This window comes from Sulfitobacter noctilucae, assembly GCF_000622365.1.
Classification (GTDB): Bacteria; Pseudomonadota; Alphaproteobacteria; order Rhodobacterales; family Rhodobacteraceae; genus Sulfitobacter; species Sulfitobacter noctilucae.
Window position 1 is genome coordinate 347,950 of the sequence record NZ_JASC01000013.1, and the last position, 16,383, is coordinate 364,332.

Consider the following 16,383-nt stretch of genomic DNA (forward strand, 5'->3'; position numbering starts at 1 on the left):
GCGCTGCCCCGTCCCTAGGTTCGGCTTCAAGGCCGGGATTAGACCCGGACCAGCTTCTCGTAGCTCTCCGCAATATCGCGCGTCATCGCGCCGACCTCAAAGGTATAGTCCCCGATCTGGCCGACGGGTGTGACTTCGGCGGCGGTGCCGGTTAGCCAGCATTGCTCGAAGCCTTCCAGTTCTTCGGGCATGATGTGGCGCTCGTGCACTTTGATCCCTTTGTCTTTCAGCATCCCCACAACAGTCTGGCGGGTGATCCCGTTCAGAAAGCAGTCGGGGTCCGGCGTGTGTACCTCACCGTCTTTGACAAAGAACACATTGGCACCCGTCGCCTCGGCCACATAGCCGCGATAGTCGAACATCATCGCGTCAGAACAGCCTTTGGCCTCCGCCGCGTGTTTAGACATGGTGCAAATCATGTAAAGCCCTGATGCCTTGGCGTGACAGGGGATGGTCTCGGGTGATGGACGCTTCCATTTGGAGATGTCCAGCTTGGCACCTTTCATCTTGGCATCCCCGTAATAGGCACCCCATTCCCAAACAGCGATGGCCAACCGGACAGGGTTGCGGGCCGAGGCCACGCCCATGTCTTCGCCCGCACCGCGCCACGCAATGGCCCGCACATAAGCGTCCTGCAAACCGGATGCGGCCAGCACCTGGACCTTTGCCGCCTCGATTTCGTCAATGGTCCAAGGGATTTCAAAATCAATCATCTGCGCAGAGCGCTTGAGCCGTTCGGAATGTTCGCGGCTTTTGAAGATCTTGCCGTTGTAGGCCCGCTCGCCCTCGAACACCGACGAGGCATAGTGAATTGCATGAGTCAGAATGTGCACATTCGCATCGCGCCATTCCACCATTTTGCCGTCGAGCCAGATTTGACCGTCCCGATCATCATATCCACCCGCCATCGTTGTTCTCCTCGTATCGCGCCTGAATTAGGATTGTTGCGCGAAAAGGTCCGGTTCGGACATTTCCTGTCGCAAAAGCTTAATTCTGCTAGCGTTTCGTCCTTGGAGTGTCAACAAGGCTGACATAAAGTAATCCCGATCAAAGCACGGGGGCTTCACATGGCTGACGGACGCCAAAATTCCGCTGTCAGAGGTGACAGCCTGCTGTTTCTGACGGACGAGCAACTGCGGCAGGGCTCTGAAGCGATGTTCTTTGCCTATCGCGGGTTCACCGCCGACCCCGACCGTATTCTGGCTGATCTGACCTATGGCCGCGCCCATCACCGGGCCATCCACTTTATTGGTCGTGCACCGGGTACAACCGTGAACAACCTGCTCAACATCCTTGGGGTTACAAAACAGTCACTGAACCGTGTGTTGCGGACGTTGATTTCGGATGGTCTGGTCAAAAGCCAGGTGGGGCGGAATGACAAAAGGGAGCGGCATTTGCATTTGACAGACGCTGGCAGGGCTTTGGAGCAAGAGCTGTCCGATGCCCAGCGTGCCCGATTGCGGGCAGCATTTCGCGATGCGGGGCCAGAGGCTGTCGCCGGGTTTCGCACCGTGCTGGAGGCCATGATGGATCCGGAGATGCGCGCCAGCTATGCCCGGTTAAAGGAGAGCGGGACATGAGCGATATCGACGCCCATCTGCTGATCGTCGATGACGACGAACGCATCCGCACGCTGCTTCAGAAGTTTTTGGTCCGGCATGGATTTCTGGTGACCGCTGCACGGGATGCGGCCCACGCTCGACGTATTCTGGCGGGACTGGAATTTGATATGATCGTGCTGGATGTAATGATGCCCGGGGAAGACGGTCTGGCGCTGACGGCTGCCTTACGCGAAACCCTGCAAACCCCGATCCTGCTGCTGACCGCAAAGGGCGAGACCGGCAACCGGATTGAAGGCTTGGAAGCCGGGGCGGATGACTATCTGGCCAAACCGTTTGAGCCGAAAGAACTGCTCCTCAGGATCAATGCGATCCTGCGTCGCATGCCCGATACCAGCGTTCAGGACAGCGCACCAAAGGTATTGTCTCTAGGGCCAATCCGCTATGATCTGGAACGAGGTGAAATGTGGCAGGGGGAAGAGCTGGTGCGGCTGACCGCGACTGAAATACAGCTGATGAAGATATTCTCGGCCCGCCCCGGCGAGGCTTTGACCCGGTCCAAGCTTGTCGAAGAGCTGGGCCGTGACCGGGGCCAGGCGCAGGAACGCGCGGTCGACGTCCAGATCACGCGGCTGCGGCGCAAGATCGAACACAACCCCAAGCAGCCGCGCTATTTGCAGACCGTGCGCGGCGCGGGATATATGCTGGCTCCCGATTGACTGCTGACGCGCGGGCAGGGAGTGCGGGATCGGTATATAAGGCCAAAAAGAGAAAGTACGGCGCATCTGGTGAAGCCTGTGCAGTTTCTTTAATGTGCCGCCTGATGGATACCTGAAAGGCGCACGCATGACCGACACCCCCGTTGAAGAAATGAGTTTTGAGACCGCGATGGCGGAGCTTGAAAAAGTCTTGGGCCAGTTGGAAAGCGGGAACGTGGAGCTTGATGCGTCCATCGCGCTTTATGAGCGTGGCGCGGCGTTGAAGGCGCGGTGTGAAACCAAACTGAAAGAGGCCGAAGAGAAGGTCGCGGCGATCACGCTGGACGGGGACGGCAATCCGACAGGCACCAAACCCGTCGAAGGGCTCTGATCCGGCGTGTTTCGGAAAAGGCTGGATCATGCAGCGGCGGCTGTTGGCGCGCATTTCGATCACGTACTGGCGCAGTTTGATGATGTGCCTGTTGTGCGCGCGATGGCCCATGCAACCAGCGGCGGCAAACGGCTGCGCGGGTTTCTTGTGCTGGAAACGGCACGCCTTCACCGTATTGATCCAGCCGCCGCAATCTGGCCTGCGACAGCGATTGAAGCCTTACATGCCTATTCGCTGGTCCACGACGACATGCCGTGCATGGATGATGATGACCTGCGGCGCGGGCTACCTACGGTGCACCGCAAATGGGATGAGGCGACTGCGGTGCTGACTGGCGATGCCTTGCAGTCGCTGGCGTTCGAACTGGTCACCGCGCCCGAGGTCGGCTCTGGCGAAGTACGCAGCCAGCTTGCGCGCACGTTGGCTGTTGCCTCTGGTGCGCAAGGAATGGTGTTGGGGCAGGCGCTTGATATTGCTGCTGAAAGCGCAGAAGTGCCCCTGACATTGGAAGAGATTACCGCCTTGCAACAAGGCAAAACCGGTGCGCTGATTGCTTGGTCCGCTCTTGTCGGGCCACGCATGGCGGGCGCTGATACCGCGCCGCTTGCGGCTTATGCGACAGCTCTGGGACTGGCGTTTCAAATCGCCGATGATATCCTGGACGTCGAAGGCGATGCCGCTACCCTTGGCAAGGCCACTGGTAAAGATGCGGGCGCAGGCAAGGCCACATTTGTATCATTGCTGGGCCTTGATGGGGCCAAACGCCGCGCTGATGATCTCGTGCAATCCGCTTGCGACGCTTTAAATGGTTACGGGCAGGATGCAGAGGTGTTGCGGGACACCGCCCGTTTCGTGATCGCCCGCAAGAACTGAAGGAAGACAATGACCGACAGACCGACAACGCCATTGCTGGACCGAGTCCAGCGCCCTGCGGACCTGAAACAGTTTTCCGATGCGGAGCTGACAAAACTGGCGCATGAGGTCCGGGCGGAAACCGTGTCGGCGGTGTCGGTTACGGGCGGCCATCTAGGCGCGGGTCTTGGCGTTGTCGAACTGACCGTGGCGCTGCATGCGGTCTTTGATGCGCCGCGTGACAAGATTGTCTGGGATGTGGGCCACCAGTGCTATCCGCATAAAATCCTGACCGAAAGGCGTGACCGCATCCGCACCCTGCGTCAGAAGGACGGTCTGTCCGGGTTCACCAAGCGCAGCGAGTCTCCCTATGATCCGTTCGGCGCGGCACATTCGTCGACCTCTATTTCCGCAGCACTTGGCTTTGCCGTGGCACGTGATCTGGGCGGCGCGCCCCCCGAAGGTGCGGGCGACGGCATTGCGGTGATCGGCGATGGCTCGATGTCGGCAGGCATGGCCTATGAGGCGATGAACAACGCGGGACACCTGGGCAAACGCCTGATCGTGATATTGAACGACAACGAGATGTCGATTGCGCCACCTGTAGGGGCCATGTCGGCCTACCTGAGCCGCCTGTATGCCGAAGCGCCGTTTCAGGAATTCAAAGCCGCGGCCAAAGGGGCGGTCAGCCTGCTGCCCGAGCCGTTCCGCGAAGGGGCGAAACGTGCCAAGGATATGCTGAAAGGCATGGCCGTTGGCGGCACATTGTTTGAACAGCTTGGCTTCTCGTACCTTGGGCCAATTGACGGCCACGACATGAACCAGCTTTTGCCGATCCTGCGCACCGTAAAGGACCGTGCAACCGGGCCGATCCTGATCCATGTCCTGACGAAAAAGGGCAAAGGCTATGCGCCCGCCGAGGAGGCCCGCGACAAGGGTCATGGCGTTTCCAAGTTCAACGTGGTGACGGGCGAGCAGAAAAAAGCACCTTCCAATGCGCCGAGCTACACCTCTGTCTTTGCGCAGTCCTTGCTGCAAGAGGCCGCTGACGATGATAAGATTTGTGCCGTCACCGCCGCGATGCCGGATGGCACCGGACTGAACCTCTTTGCCGAACGCTACCCCTCGCGGTGCTTTGACGTGGGCATTGCCGAACAGCATGGCGTGACGTTCAGCGCCGCCTTGGCCGCAGGCGGCATGAAGCCGTTTTGCGCGATGTATTCGACCTTCCTGCAACGTGGCTACGACCAAGTGGTGCATGATGTCGCCATCCAGCGGCTGCCCGTGCGCTTTGCCATTGATCGTGCGGGGCTTGTCGGTGCCGATGGAGCCACACATGCCGGTGCTTTCGATGTGGCCTACCTTGCCAACCTCCCCGGGTTTGTCGTTATGGCCGCCGCCGATGAAGCAGAGCTGAAGCATATGGTGGCCACTGCCGCAGCGCATGACGACGGGCCGATTGCTTTCCGATTCCCACGTGGTGAAGGCACCGGCGTCGATATGCCCGAACGCGGCATCCCGCTAGAGATCGGCAAGGGCCGGATCATCGCCAGAGGCAAGCGCGTGGCGCTGTTGTCTTTTGGCACGCGCCTGTCGGAAGTCGAACGCGCCGCCGAGGCATTGGCGGCCAAAGGGGTAACCCCAACCATCGCAGACGCGCGGTTTGCCAAACCCCTGGACCGCGAGATGATCTTGCAACTGGCCGCGGATCACGAGGCATTGATCACCATCGAAGAAGGTGCCGTGGGTGGTTTCGGGTCGCATGTCGCACAGCTATTGGCGGATGAAGGCGTCTTTGACCGGGGGCTGAAGTACCGCTCTATGGTGCTGCCCGACACCTTCATCGATCAAGCTTCTCCTGCCGATATGTATACTGTGGCAGGGATGAACGCGGATCAGATCGAGGCAAAAGTTCTCACCACGCTGGGTATTGCGCAGATCGGTCAGCAAACTGCCTGAACCGCCATTACTTCTGTTGGGCCAATAGCTTGTCCAACCTTTGTTCGATTGCCATCAGCCGCGCCGACACTTCATCACGGTACACACCCGTTTCGGCGTTGCTTTCCTCTGAATGGGCGTCCTGCATCGAGTTCACGATCAGACCCACAAGCAGGTTCACCACGGCAAAGGTGGTGACCATAATGAATGGAATGAAAAATCCCCAGGCGTAGGGATAAGTCTCCATCACGGGGCGCACGATGCCCATCGACCAGCTTTCCAGCGTCATGATCTGGAATAGCGAATAGCCTGAACGCCCCAGCGTGCCGAACCAATCCGGGAAGGCCGTGCCGAAGAGCTTGGTCGCAATAACCGCACCGATATAGAAAATCAGCGCCATCAGCGAAAAGACCGAAGCCATGCCGGGCAGCGCGCTGATGAACCCCTCAACCACCCGACGCAAACGCGGCGCGGTCGAGACCAAACGCAGCACCCGCAGGATACGCAGGGACCGTAATGCCGACAGACTGTTGCCAGCGGGCACAAGTGCCACGGCAACAACAAGCAGATCGAATATATTCCACCCTTCGCGAAAGAAATGCATCCGGTAGACGAAAATCTTGATCAGCAGTTCCGCAACAAAGATCGCCAGACAGATTTTGTCGAGAAACAGCAACGCCGGCCCGACAACCGCCATCACCGAGGGAGAGGTTTCAAGCCCCAGAAGGACTGCGTTAAAAATGATAACGCTCATGATGAACCAACCAAAAGCTGGCGATTCCACAAGAGTCTTCAATGTGTTGCGCATGGAATGGGTTCGCTCTTTCACGCTTGTTTGGCGTCTATATGCGGTGCGCCGGAAGCAAGGACAAGCGGGCCTCTCAGATCACTACAAAATAAGTGATGCCCGCTATTACGACGAGGCTAAGATAGCCTGCGAGCACATAAGCTCCGTCACGCGTGAACAGCCCGAATGCCAAGAGCGCTACGATTCCCGCACCGAAAGATGTGAAAAAGGGCAGTATTTCGAGCGGTGGCCAGCTAAGGGGAACCACCACGCAAAAGAGCAAAGTGACCCAACGCATCGGCCCCGATGTCAGATAGCGCAATCGGGGTCGCGTGTGTCTGTCTACGAACGCACAGGGTTTGCGCAACCACTCTACCGCCCGATGAATTTTGTGCGAATCCAGTGTCATCCGTTTCATCCGCCCCGGCAACCACAGCCGCCGCCGCCCGAAAAGCGCCTGCGATGACAAGATCACCAGGATTATTGCCGAAGCAGTCGGCACGCCCGGTATGCCCGATACAGGCGAGATAAGGATAACCGCGACCAACAGGATCAACGGGGTAATCGCACGGTCGCCGAATTCATGCAGCACATCATCCACCGACACACGCGGTCCTTCCGCGGCATGCTCCACTCCATCCAGCAGATGGGTCAGCGTTCGTTCTTCATGGTCAGTCATATCTGCCTCAGGCACCGTTGTGATCACGCAGTAATGCATCCAGCCCGCTGCGGTAGTCGGGATAAGCTGGTTGCCAACCCAGCGCCTGTTTGATCCGATTGTTCCGTACCTTTTTACTTTCGGCATAAAAACTGCGGGCCATCGGTGTCATTTCGGCAGTCTCAAAGTCCTCGGCTTCGGGTAAGGGCAGTCGCAGCAGTTCCGCTGCATAGCCAATGACATCTTGCGGCGGTGCCGGGTCATCGTCACACAGATTATAGACAGCACCTGGATCAGGCCGCGCCATCGACAGTTCAAGCGCCAGGGCGATGTCGTCTACATGGATACGGCTAAAGACCTGACCTTGCTTGATCACCCGCCGCGCCGTGCCCTTGCGCACCTTCGCAAAAGGACCGCGCCCCGGTCCGTAGATCCCCGCAAGACGAAAAATATGCAAGGGCAGGTCCTTGATACCTTGCCATTGCGCTTCGGCGGCAACCCGCGCTTGCCCGCGTTTTGTTGCAGGGGTCAAAGCGGCATCCTCGTCGACCCAGTCCCCTTGATGATCACCATAAACGCCGGTGGTCGACAGATATCCCGCCCAGCGCAAATGCGGCGCGAGGGTCGCGATCTCATCTTTCAGCGCGGCTAACACCGGATCGCCCTCCGGGCCCGGCCCGGCAGAAATCAGCAGATAGGGTGCAGCGCGCAAAAGTGTGCCGACATCAGAACCGGGCCACAGCACAGGCTCTACCCCCGTCGCGGCGATCTCTTTCATCTTTTCCGGACTGCGGGTGGTCCCGATGATGCGCCAGCCCTGCGGAATAAGCCGATCGGCCAGCGCACGCGCGCTGTACCCATGGCCGAAAGAGAATAGTGTTTTATCCATGCGTCAAAGGTGGCCCGCCAAGCGACCATCGGCAAGGTCCGTCATGGCAAAGCAATGCGTTTATCAGCAGAGACCAGCGCATTAATCTGGCGCAGATGCTCTGGCAGGCATTTTTTCAGGAAGTCGTAGGTCCTGACAACATGGGTGCGCGCAGCCTTGCCCAGATGCGCATATTCGTCGGGCTTGCCAAGCACGTCGATCACCTGTGCCGCCAAGGCATCGGGATCAAAGAAATCCACCAGCATCCCGGTATCGCCGTGGCTGATCGCCTCGCGCACCGGCGCCACATCAGATGCGACGATCGTTGCCCCCATCGACATGGATTCAAGTAGTGACCAAGACAGGACAAAGGGCATTGTCAGATAGACATGACAGCGGCTGATCTGCACCAGCTTTTGATAGTCGGGATAGGGAATGCGCCCCAGAAAATGCAGTCTGTCCCAATCAAGCTTGTCGCCGACTTCGGCCTCCATTTCCCCGCGCAGACCACGGGGATCGGTGCTTTTCCCGCCATAGGACACTTCATTCCCACCGACAATCAGCACGCGCGCATTCGGGCGTTCTTCCATGATGCGGGGCAATGCGCGCATGAATTGATGAAAGCCCCGCGCCCGCTCAAGATTACGGGAGACGTAGGTCAGCACCTCATCGCCCGCTCGCAACGGCTGGTCCAGCCGCCCAAGGCTGAGCGAGGCGTTGGGGTTGGGCAACAGTTTGTCGGTTCTGATCCCGTCGTGGCACACATACATCCGGTCATGAAAGCTGGCCGGAAATCGATCACGCTGCCAGGCAGTCGGGGCATGCCCCTGATCAACCACTTCGATATTGGCCAACGGCACGGCATTACGGGCCTGCATCAAAAAGGGCGCATGTTCAGAAACCGGTTCTTCAGGGTCGAACCCCACCAGCCCGCCTGCCATATTATAATAGTATTCAAAGAACCCGATGATCGGAACGTCCGGCCATATTTGTTTGAAGAATGTCAGTTCCCCCCAGCCCACATGCCCGATCACAATATCAGGCCGAAAGCCCTCTGTGCGCTCCAGCTTGGCCGCAGCCGTTGCCGCACCAAAGCCGGCACCTGTGGCTTCCTCCCAAACTCTGGACAGCCCATACGCATCCTCGCGCGGCCTGCGATGCGCCTTGTAGACACAGGTTTCCACGCCCGGTAAATTCGGCGCATCTTTCTTTTGCGTTAGAAAGAAAATCCGGTGATCACCCTGTGCGGCCAGCCATTGGACCAATTCGCGGTACTGGCCCGGCATGTTTTGATGCACAAAAAGAATGTTCATGGCGGGGCTACCTGGATAATTCCACTGCCGCGCAGTTAATCGAAGCCAACCGCCCAACGCAACGCATCAACCCCGCTTTCGGGCCGCAAGCCTCGCCTTCATCGCTGCCTTGCCTTCGGCCGTACCATCGTGGAACGACCCGAACAGCTTGTCCCACGGCACATCAAGGTTGCCGTAGTTCACCTCGAAATAGCGGTGATGGATCTGATGGTGGAAGTTGCCCAGATGCACCCGCTTGGCATTGCGAAACCAAAGCCCTTCAAACCCGGTGTGCGATGTGACCGCAAGGATCGCATAAAACATCAGATGAAAGATCAGATGCACCGGATGGGTCGGTAGGACCAGATGGATGACCACCGTTCCGAAGTAGAACAGATGTTCGACAGGATGCATCGATAGCCCCGACCATGGCCCAACGTCCGTATTGCGGTGGTGCAGCGCGTGGAACCGATAAAACATTCTCGTGTGCAAGAGCCGGTGGATCCAGTAAAAATAGAAGCTCTCCCAAACAGGGATGAGCAAAAAGAATGCGACGAACCAAACCGGTGCCGCCGTGAAAGTCGTGGTCGGCGCATGGCCATTGGCCAGCAACCACCAGAACAGCACTTCGAACCCGGACCAGATCGTCGCGCCGCTGGCCAGCGTCCAGAACATGTTATCCCGCGACTGATGATCAAAGCTGAACATACGCCCTTTGCGCGGAAAGGGACGCGGATCGTATTTCATCTCCTGTCCCTGCATTGCGTAGGTATGAAACCAAAGGTGCAGACCACCGGCGATCAGCGAGATAAGGATCAGGTTACGCAGATAAACCAGTGCGACCCACGAAAAGCCCAGTGTTTGGCTCTGTTCAAATGTCGGGGAGAGCCAGAGATAGCTTAGCCCCGCCAACACCAGAATGCCCATGTTGATCGTCAGAAAGAACCAGCCGTCCGCATACCATTTCAGCGTCGCAAGCGGTTTAGGAGGCCACTGCCACAAAGGCGATACCGCAATTGGGACATCTGGGCTGTGGTTCCATTCAGCCATAAAAACAGTCCCTAATGGGAATAGTCCGATCCTTCATCGTCCAGTATAGCCTTCAGCTCTGCCAGATGCCGCGCATCCTGTTCGGGGTATGCCTCAAGCTCCTGCGCGGTCTTCTCGGCCACATCATCGGGGACGCGGCGCAAAGGCATGCCGGTTTGCAGAGCTTTGATATAGGTCTCGGCAGCGCGTTCGAAATAATAGAGCCTATTAAAGGTTTCTGCGACAGTATCGCCGATCACCATGACACCGTGCGAGCCCATGACCATCACCTTCTGCTTCGGGTCCGTCAGCAGCTGCGCACAGCGGGCGCCCTCATCCTCGAAGGCCAGTCCGCCGTATTCCTCGTCGATCACGATGCGGTTGAAAAAGGTACAGCAGTTCTGGTCGATGGGCGGCAAACGGCTGTCCTGCAGACAGGCCAGAACCGTCGCGTGGATTGAATGCACATGCATGACGCACCGCGCATGGGCGCAGGCCTTGTGCACGCCGCCATGCAGGCCCCAGGCCGTTGGGTCAGGCGCATTTGGCCCTTGGTAGGTTTCTGGATCATCCGCATCGATCAACAGCAGGTCGCTCGCCTTTATCCGGCTGAAATGCGCCTGATTGGGGTTCATCAGAAACTGGGTGCCGCTCTCGTTCACCGCAAGGCTAAAGTGGTTCGCGACCCCTTCATGCATGTTCAGCCGCGCTGTCCAGCGAAAGGCCGCAGCCAGATCAACCCGCTCTTGCCAGTGATCCATGTTCGGTTTGAATTGCGTTAAAGTCATCGAAGAACTCCTCATTTCACCCGGCTTGGCACCCAAGCATAGCCGTTGTCACATAGTATGTAAGCTTCGCGCAAACCGTGGGGCTTGTCAGTGGGCGGTTGCAAGACCGTGACCCCGGCCTTCAGCGCCCGTGCGCATGCGACGTCCGGATCGGTATCATACAGGCGTATCTCGATCCCGGTGCCGCGTGGCGGGGTTTCAGGCAGCAATGCCATGAGCGGGTTGGAATGGTACGTTCCGTCACTGTGCACCTGAAACACCTGATCACCATACTGCATGATCGCAAAATCCTGCGTAGGCTGAGACGCCTTCATATCGAAAACAGTCTCTAACATTACAACTTGCGTCCCGACGTCCCTTACCAACAGGTTCAGACCGATGCCCCGCAAGGAGGCACCAAAATCTTCTGCACCGATGCTGTCGTAGTCCATCTGCCTCACTCTCGCTTGAACCTGGCGAAACCCTGTGGCACCTTTGGACATGACGCAAGAAACTTTCCCCACATGGGCCGATATCGCCCCAGATCTGATCAATGTCGCAGCAGGGCGTGCGCCCGCTGATACGATCATCGCCGGTGGCATCTGGGTAAACGTCCACACCCGCGAAGCGCTGCCAAATCACGACATCGCCATCATCAAAGGCAGAATCGCCTTTGTAGGGCCTGATGCCAGCCATTGCCGCGGCCCAGATACACAGATCATTGAGGCAAAGGGCAGGTACATGATCCCCGGTCTTTGCGACGGGCACATGCATATCGAAAGCGGTATGCTGACCCCGGCGGAATTCGCCCGCGCGGTGATCCCGCATGGCACCACCAGCATGTTCACCGATCCGCATGAGATCGCCAATGTGCTGGGCCTTGCCGGTGTGCGCATGATGCATGACGAGGCGCTGATGCAGCCCATCAACATCTTCACGCAGATGCCCTCTTGTGCGCCCTCTGCGCCGGGAATGGAGACGACGGGCTTTGAAATCAGTGCCGAAGACGTGGCCGAGGCAATGGCATGGCCCGGCATTATCGGTCTGGGAGAGATGATGAATTTCCCCGGTGTGTCCAACGCCGACCCCCAGATGCTGGCCGAGATTGCAGCGACCCAGCGGGCGGGCAAAACCGTGGGCGGGCATTATGCCTCGCCCGACTTGGGGCCTGCTTTCGCGGCCTATGTCGCAGGTGGTCCCGCCGATGACCACGAAGGCACATGCGAGGCCGATGCGGTGGCACGGATGCGGCAAGGTATGCGGTCGATGATCCGTCTTGGCTCTGCTTGGTATGACATCGAAACGCAAATCACCGCGATCACCGAACGCGGCCTTGATCCGCGCAACATGATCCTGTGCACCGATGATTGCCATTCCGGTACGTTGGTGAATGATGGCCATATGAACCGCGTGGTGCGCCATGCCATTGATTGTGGCTGTGACCCTTTGATCGCGTTGCAAATGGCCACGATCAACACCGCGACACACTTTGGGCTGGAACGTGATATCGGGTCGATCACGCCGGGGCGGCGGGCCGACATTATCCTGACTTCAGACCTTAAAACCCTCCCGATAGAGACTGTTATCGCACGCGGTCAGGTTGTTGCAGAAAACGGCACATGTCTGGTCGATTGTCCGCATTACAACTGGCCCGACGCCGCACGCAAGACCGTGAATATGGCGCGCGACCTGACGGGCGACGACTTTACCGTAGAAGCGCCCAAAGGGGCCAACGCAGTCACTGCCAATGTTATCGGTGTCGTCGAAAATCAGGCCCCCACAAAGGCGCTGCAGTTTGAATTGCCCGTGACCGAGGGCCGAGTTCAGCCCAGCGGAGATGTCGCACAGATCGCGCTGGTCGAGCGGCATCGCGCAACCGGCAATGTGGTCAACGCCTTTGTGTCCGGCTTTGGATATACCGGCAAGATGGCGATGGCGTCGACCGTGGCGCATGACAGTCATCATATGATCGTGGTCGGCACCGATGCTGATCAGATGGCGCTGGCCGCGAACCGCTTGCGGGCCCTGGGCGGCGGTATCACGATCTTTCGTGAAGGCGAGGAACTGGCATTGATCAACCTGCCGATTGCCGGCCTGATGTCCGACAGCCCCGCAGCCGAAGTCGCCGCCAATACAGACCGGATGATGCAGGCGATGCGCGACTGCGGGTGTACGTTGAACAACGCCTATATGCAGCATTCCCTACTGGCTCTGGTCGTGATCCCCGAATTGCGCATCTCTGACTTGGGGCTAGTAGATGTCCGCTCGTTTGAATTTATCCCTGTGTTAGAGCCACAAGTATGACCAAAATCCTGACCCCGGATGCCCCCAAACCGGAATCATTCACCGATGCCACCGCAGCGGTTGACCGCCTGACAGAGCTGTACATGCAGGCCACAAAGTTCCTGCGCCAACATTTCGATAGTGTTCTGGAAACGCCACCCAAGGAAACGCGCATCCGTGCCTTTTATCCGCAGGTCAGCTTTCGCACCTCGTCTTATGCACAGGTCGACAGCAGGCTGAGTTTTGGCCATGTCTCCTCCCCCGGTACCTTTGCCGCGACCATCACGCGGCCCGATCTGTTCCGGCATTACCTGATCCAGCAGATCGGTCTTCTGATCGAAAACCACGACCAACCTGTGATCATTGGCCTCTCCGACACGCCGATGCCTGTGCATTTCGCTGTCACCGGCAATAACGCCGCCAATATTCCACAGGAGGGTGCCGCCGATTTCACCCTGCGCGACATTTTCGATGTGCCGGATCTCAGCACGACGAATGACGACATCGTTAACGGCACCTATGATGCTTCGGATGGGTTGCGCCCTCTGGCACCCTTTTCGGCGCAGCGGGTGGATTATTCACTCGCGCGTTTGGCTCATTACACGGCCACCGATGCGGAGCACTTTCAATGCCATGTGCTTTTCACCAACTACCAGTTCTATGTGACCGAATTCGAAGACTACGCCCGCAACCAGTTGCGCGATCCGAACAGCGGCTATGTGTCATTCGTATCTACCGATAATGCGGAAATCACAGATGGCGATGCGCCGCTCCCCGAGGCGATCAAAACGCCCCAGATGCCGACCTATCACCTCAAGCGTGAAGACGGGTCTGGCATTACATTGGTGAACATTGGCGTTGGCCCGTCGAACGCGAAAACCGCAACGGACCATATTGCCGTATTGCGGCCCCACGCCTGGCTGATGGTCGGCCATTGCGCCGGGCTGCGGAACACGCAGGCCTTAGGGGATTTCGTGCTGGCACATGCCTATTTGCGCGAAGATCATGTGCTGGACGACGATCTGCCCGTCTGGGTGCCTATCCCAGCGCTGGCAGAGATACAGATCGCGCTGGAGAAAGCGGTCGCGCAGGTCACCCAGCTGGAAGGGTACGAGCTGAAACGGATCATGCGCACCGGCACGGTTGCCACCATCGACAACCGAAACTGGGAATTGCGTGACCATTCCGGCCCTGTGCAACGTCTTAGCCAGTCCCGGGCCATTGCGCTGGACATGGAGAGCGCCACAATCGCGGCAAACGGGTTCAGGTTTCGCGTCCCCTATGGTACGCTTCTATGTGTTTCTGACAAGCCGCTACATGGGGAACTTAAGCTGCCGGGCATGGCCTCGGACTTTTATAAAACCCAAGTTTCTAGGCATTTGATGATCGGAATTCGCGCGATGGAGTTGTTGCGCAGCACCCCGCTGGAACGCATCCATAGCCGGAAATTGCGCTCATTTGACGAAACGGCCTTTCTCTAGGCCCGTCAAAACCCTAAAAAACAGCGGAAAAGCGCCTTTTTCACTGAAAATCGGCGCATTCTTCGTTGTGTTACACTACAACATACCGTTACTTTCTGCGCAGGAGGCCCAACATCGGGCGGTCTAAGGAGAAAAAAACAATGGCAACCAAACCAATGACAAAGACTCAGCTCGTCGCCGCACTGGCAGAAGAGATGGGTTCCGACAAGAAATCCGCAGGCGCAGCACTGGAAGCGGTCTGTGATCTGATCACCAAAGAAGTATCCGGCGGCGGTGCCGTGACCCTGCCCGGCGTTGGCAAAATCTACTGCCGCGAACGCCCAGAGCGTATGGTTCGCAACCCGGCAACCGGCGAACAGTTCAAGAAAGAAGCGGACAAGGTTGTGAAAATGACCATTGCCAAGGCGCTGAAAGACAGCGTAAACGGCTGATCCGCGACCACTACCTTAAGTGTAAAAGGGTCGCTTTAGGGCGGCCCTTTTTAATTGGTCAAATGGTGGCCTGTGACAATGACGAGCCTTCACTTTTAGGCATGGACGCATCGTCGACTATTTTAAGAAAAATGGGCCCTGAACATGCTTGCTAACCGTCATCCTGCAAATCCCGAGCGTCTGCAGACTTTGCGCGACTACGGTGTTCTCGACACCGAATACGAAGGTGAGCTGAACGAAATCGTCGAACTGGCCTCTGAAATTTGCGGCATGCCCGTTTCTCTGGTGTCTTTGGTCGATCACGACCGCCAGTGGTTCAAAGCCAAGGTCGGCATGGAAGAACCCGGCACGCCGATGGATCAATCCATTTGCTCCCATGCGATCCTGCAAGATGGATTGCTGGAAATACCTGATACGCACGAGGATCCGCGCACCATAGACAACCCTTTGTGTACAGGCCCAAATCCGATCCGGTTTTACGCCGGCGCGCCGCTGGTTGCCTCAAACGGCCTGCCCATAGGCACCCTTTGCGTGCTGGATCGGGAACCGCGCAAGCTGACCGGTTTACAGCGCCGAACCCTTTTGGTTCTGGCGCGTCAGGTGATGAAGCAATTCGATCTCCGTGTCGCTCTGCGCAATCAGGAAATACTTCAGTCCGAAGCCGACCATCGCGTGAAAAATTCGCTGCAATCCGTGTCGGCCATCGTGCGCATTTACACCCGGACAATCTCGGATGGTGATGCGCTCGAGGCTCTGGACGCGATCCAGCGGCGCATTGATGCTGTCGCGGCACTGCATCAGGAATTACAAAGCACCGATGGTCACAACACCATCGATACTGCCGCCTATCTTGATCGCGTTGTGCTGCTGCTGCGCAAATCCGCACCCGAGAACGTTGTTATCGTCTCTGACTTCGAGCCTGTTGTGATGCCTTCGGCTCATGCTGCGAACTTGGCGATGATCATCAGTGAATTTGTCGCCAATTCGATCAAACATGCCTTTCCAGATGGTAAGGGTGGCGAAATTAACCTGCGCTTATCAGTCACCGGCGCGGGACAATACCAGTTGGCCTGCCGCGATAACGGGATCGGCAATCAAGGCGACGCGCCCACCTCCCCCAACCGGACCACGGGCATCGGCATTAACCTGGTCTCTGCCGCGGCGGCCAATCTTGGCGGCAAGACAAACACGGAGATGACAGCAGACGGCAGTCAGTTGATTGTTGATTTCCGCGATGCGCCGGTCGTCACGGATGATACCGCACCGAATGCGCCCATGCGCTAAAGGCGATTGATCGTAGCCTACCAGTTAAGTCGCTATTTTACGCCGCAGGTGCTTAGGCGCTTGCC

General features: G+C 57.9%; 17 protein-coding genes. 9 read left to right on the forward strand and 8 right to left on the reverse strand.

Annotated features, from left to right (window positions below):
- Positions 1 to 38: 38 nt before the first annotated feature.
- Entirely contained in the window at positions 39 to 908 is an 870-nt protein-coding gene (locus tag Z945_RS0108430; protein WP_025051665.1) for a branched-chain amino acid aminotransferase, read from the reverse strand.
- Positions 909 to 1,067: 159 nt separating this feature from the next.
- Between Z945_RS0108430 and Z945_RS0108435 the strand changes: the two genes are divergently transcribed.
- The 5 genes from Z945_RS0108435 to dxs all read left to right on the forward strand — a co-directional run bounded on the left by Z945_RS0108435 (position 1,068) and on the right by dxs (position 5,459).
- Complete coding sequence (locus tag Z945_RS0108435; RefSeq protein ID WP_025051666.1) at positions 1,068 to 1,580, forward strand: MarR family winged helix-turn-helix transcriptional regulator; 513 nt, start codon at positions 1,068 to 1,070, stop codon at positions 1,578 to 1,580.
- Entirely contained in the window at positions 1,577 to 2,278 is a 702-nt protein-coding gene (locus Z945_RS0108440) for a response regulator (protein ID WP_025051667.1), read from the forward strand. Before Z945_RS0108435 ends, Z945_RS0108440 begins: the two co-directional genes overlap by 4 nt.
- A 127-nt stretch (positions 2,279 to 2,405) precedes the next feature.
- A complete protein-coding gene (locus Z945_RS0108445) occupies positions 2,406 to 2,648 on the forward strand; it encodes an exodeoxyribonuclease VII small subunit (RefSeq protein ID WP_025051668.1) in 243 nt (80 codons plus the stop codon).
- Positions 2,649 to 2,654: 6 nt separating this feature from the next.
- Complete coding sequence (locus Z945_RS0108450; RefSeq protein ID WP_025051669.1) at positions 2,655 to 3,521, forward strand: polyprenyl synthetase family protein; 867 nt, start codon at positions 2,655 to 2,657, stop codon at positions 3,519 to 3,521.
- Between the two features lie 9 nt (positions 3,522 to 3,530).
- Positions 3,531 to 5,459: a 1-deoxy-D-xylulose-5-phosphate synthase gene (gene dxs, locus Z945_RS0108455; RefSeq protein WP_025051670.1), complete on the forward strand. Its 1,929-nt coding sequence runs from the start codon at positions 3,531 to 3,533 to the stop codon at positions 5,457 to 5,459.
- Between the two features lie 7 nt (positions 5,460 to 5,466).
- Here the strand turns inward: dxs and Z945_RS0108460 are convergent, their stop codons facing one another.
- The 7 genes from Z945_RS0108460 to Z945_RS0108490 all read right to left on the reverse strand — a co-directional run bounded on the left by Z945_RS0108460 (position 5,467) and on the right by Z945_RS0108490 (position 11,291).
- Positions 5,467 to 6,246, reverse strand: coding sequence for an ion transporter (locus Z945_RS0108460; protein WP_025051671.1), 780 nt, complete (start codon positions 6,244 to 6,246; stop codon positions 5,467 to 5,469).
- Positions 6,247 to 6,319: 73 nt separating this feature from the next.
- Positions 6,320 to 6,904 carry an exopolysaccharide biosynthesis protein gene (locus Z945_RS0108465; RefSeq protein ID WP_025051672.1) on the reverse strand — a complete coding sequence of 195 codons (585 nt, stop codon included), beginning with the start codon at positions 6,902 to 6,904 and terminating at the stop codon, positions 6,320 to 6,322.
- A gap of 7 nt (positions 6,905 to 6,911) precedes the next feature.
- Entirely contained in the window at positions 6,912 to 7,772 is an 861-nt protein-coding gene (locus Z945_RS0108470; protein WP_025051673.1) for an SDR family oxidoreductase, read from the reverse strand.
- Between the two features lie 41 nt (positions 7,773 to 7,813).
- Entirely contained in the window at positions 7,814 to 9,064 is a 1,251-nt protein-coding gene (locus tag Z945_RS0108475; protein WP_025051674.1) for a glycosyltransferase family 4 protein, read from the reverse strand.
- A gap of 66 nt (positions 9,065 to 9,130) precedes the next feature.
- Complete coding sequence (locus Z945_RS0108480) at positions 9,131 to 10,093, reverse strand: sterol desaturase family protein (RefSeq protein ID WP_025051675.1); 963 nt, start codon at positions 10,091 to 10,093, stop codon at positions 9,131 to 9,133.
- Between the two features lie 11 nt (positions 10,094 to 10,104).
- Entirely contained in the window at positions 10,105 to 10,860 is a 756-nt protein-coding gene (locus Z945_RS0108485) for a class II aldolase and adducin N-terminal domain-containing protein (protein ID WP_025051676.1), read from the reverse strand.
- 11 nt (positions 10,861 to 10,871) lie between these two features.
- A complete protein-coding gene (locus Z945_RS0108490) occupies positions 10,872 to 11,291 on the reverse strand; it encodes a VOC family protein (protein WP_025051677.1) in 420 nt (139 codons plus the stop codon).
- Positions 11,292 to 11,340: 49 nt separating this feature from the next.
- On the opposite strand from Z945_RS0108490, the gene ade reads away from it, so the two are divergent.
- The 4 genes from ade to Z945_RS0108510 all read left to right on the forward strand — a co-directional run bounded on the left by ade (position 11,341) and on the right by Z945_RS0108510 (position 16,318).
- Positions 11,341 to 13,143 (forward strand): adenine deaminase, encoded by a 1,803-nt coding sequence (gene ade / locus Z945_RS0108495; protein WP_025051678.1) that lies wholly within the window; start codon positions 11,341 to 11,343, stop codon positions 13,141 to 13,143.
- On the forward strand, positions 13,140 to 14,603 hold the full coding sequence (locus tag Z945_RS0108500) for an AMP nucleosidase (RefSeq protein WP_025051679.1): 1,464 nt from the start codon (positions 13,140 to 13,142) through the stop codon (positions 14,601 to 14,603). Before ade ends, Z945_RS0108500 begins: the two co-directional genes overlap by 4 nt.
- Before the next feature lie 140 nt (positions 14,604 to 14,743).
- Positions 14,744 to 15,034, forward strand: coding sequence for an HU family DNA-binding protein (locus tag Z945_RS0108505; protein ID WP_025051680.1), 291 nt, complete (start codon positions 14,744 to 14,746; stop codon positions 15,032 to 15,034).
- 144 nt (positions 15,035 to 15,178) lie between these two features.
- A complete protein-coding gene (locus Z945_RS0108510; RefSeq protein ID WP_025051681.1) occupies positions 15,179 to 16,318 on the forward strand; it encodes a histidine kinase dimerization/phosphoacceptor domain -containing protein in 1,140 nt (379 codons plus the stop codon).
- The last annotated feature ends 65 nt before the right edge of the window (positions 16,319 to 16,383 follow it).

Bases quoted from the DNA above. Each gene is read 5' to 3' on its own strand.
- Z945_RS0108485 (WP_025051676.1), bottom strand. From the start codon at position 10,860: ATGACTTTAACGCAATTCAAACCGAACATGGATCACTGGCAAGAGCGG.
- Z945_RS0108480 (WP_025051675.1), bottom strand. From the start codon at position 10,093: ATGGCTGAATGGAACCACAGCCCAGATGTCCCAATTGCGGTATCGCCT.
- Z945_RS0108445 (WP_025051668.1), top strand. From the start codon at position 2,406: ATGACCGACACCCCCGTTGAAGAAATGAGTTTTGAGACCGCGATGGCG.
- dxs (WP_025051670.1), top strand. From the start codon at position 3,531: ATGACCGACAGACCGACAACGCCATTGCTGGACCGAGTCCAGCGCCCT.
- Z945_RS0108430 (WP_025051665.1), bottom strand. From the start codon at position 908: ATGGCGGGTGGATATGATGATCGGGACGGTCAAATCTGGCTCGACGGC.
- Z945_RS0108500 (WP_025051679.1), top strand. From the start codon at position 13,140: ATGACCAAAATCCTGACCCCGGATGCCCCCAAACCGGAATCATTCACC.
- Z945_RS0108435 (WP_025051666.1), top strand. From the start codon at position 1,068: ATGGCTGACGGACGCCAAAATTCCGCTGTCAGAGGTGACAGCCTGCTG.
- Z945_RS0108465 (WP_025051672.1), bottom strand. From the start codon at position 6,904: ATGACTGACCATGAAGAACGAACGCTGACCCATCTGCTGGATGGAGTG.
- ade (WP_025051678.1), top strand. From the start codon at position 11,341: ATGACGCAAGAAACTTTCCCCACATGGGCCGATATCGCCCCAGATCTG.
- Z945_RS0108440 (WP_025051667.1), top strand. From the start codon at position 1,577: ATGAGCGATATCGACGCCCATCTGCTGATCGTCGATGACGACGAACGC.
- Z945_RS0108460 (WP_025051671.1), bottom strand. From the start codon at position 6,246: ATGCGCAACACATTGAAGACTCTTGTGGAATCGCCAGCTTTTGGTTGG.
- Z945_RS0108505 (WP_025051680.1), top strand. From the start codon at position 14,744: ATGGCAACCAAACCAATGACAAAGACTCAGCTCGTCGCCGCACTGGCA.
- Z945_RS0108490 (WP_025051677.1), bottom strand. From the start codon at position 11,291: ATGGACTACGACAGCATCGGTGCAGAAGATTTTGGTGCCTCCTTGCGG.
- Z945_RS0108475 (WP_025051674.1), bottom strand. From the start codon at position 9,064: ATGAACATTCTTTTTGTGCATCAAAACATGCCGGGCCAGTACCGCGAA.
- Z945_RS0108470 (WP_025051673.1), bottom strand. From the start codon at position 7,772: ATGGATAAAACACTATTCTCTTTCGGCCATGGGTACAGCGCGCGTGCG.
- Z945_RS0108510 (WP_025051681.1), top strand. From the start codon at position 15,179: ATGCTTGCTAACCGTCATCCTGCAAATCCCGAGCGTCTGCAGACTTTG.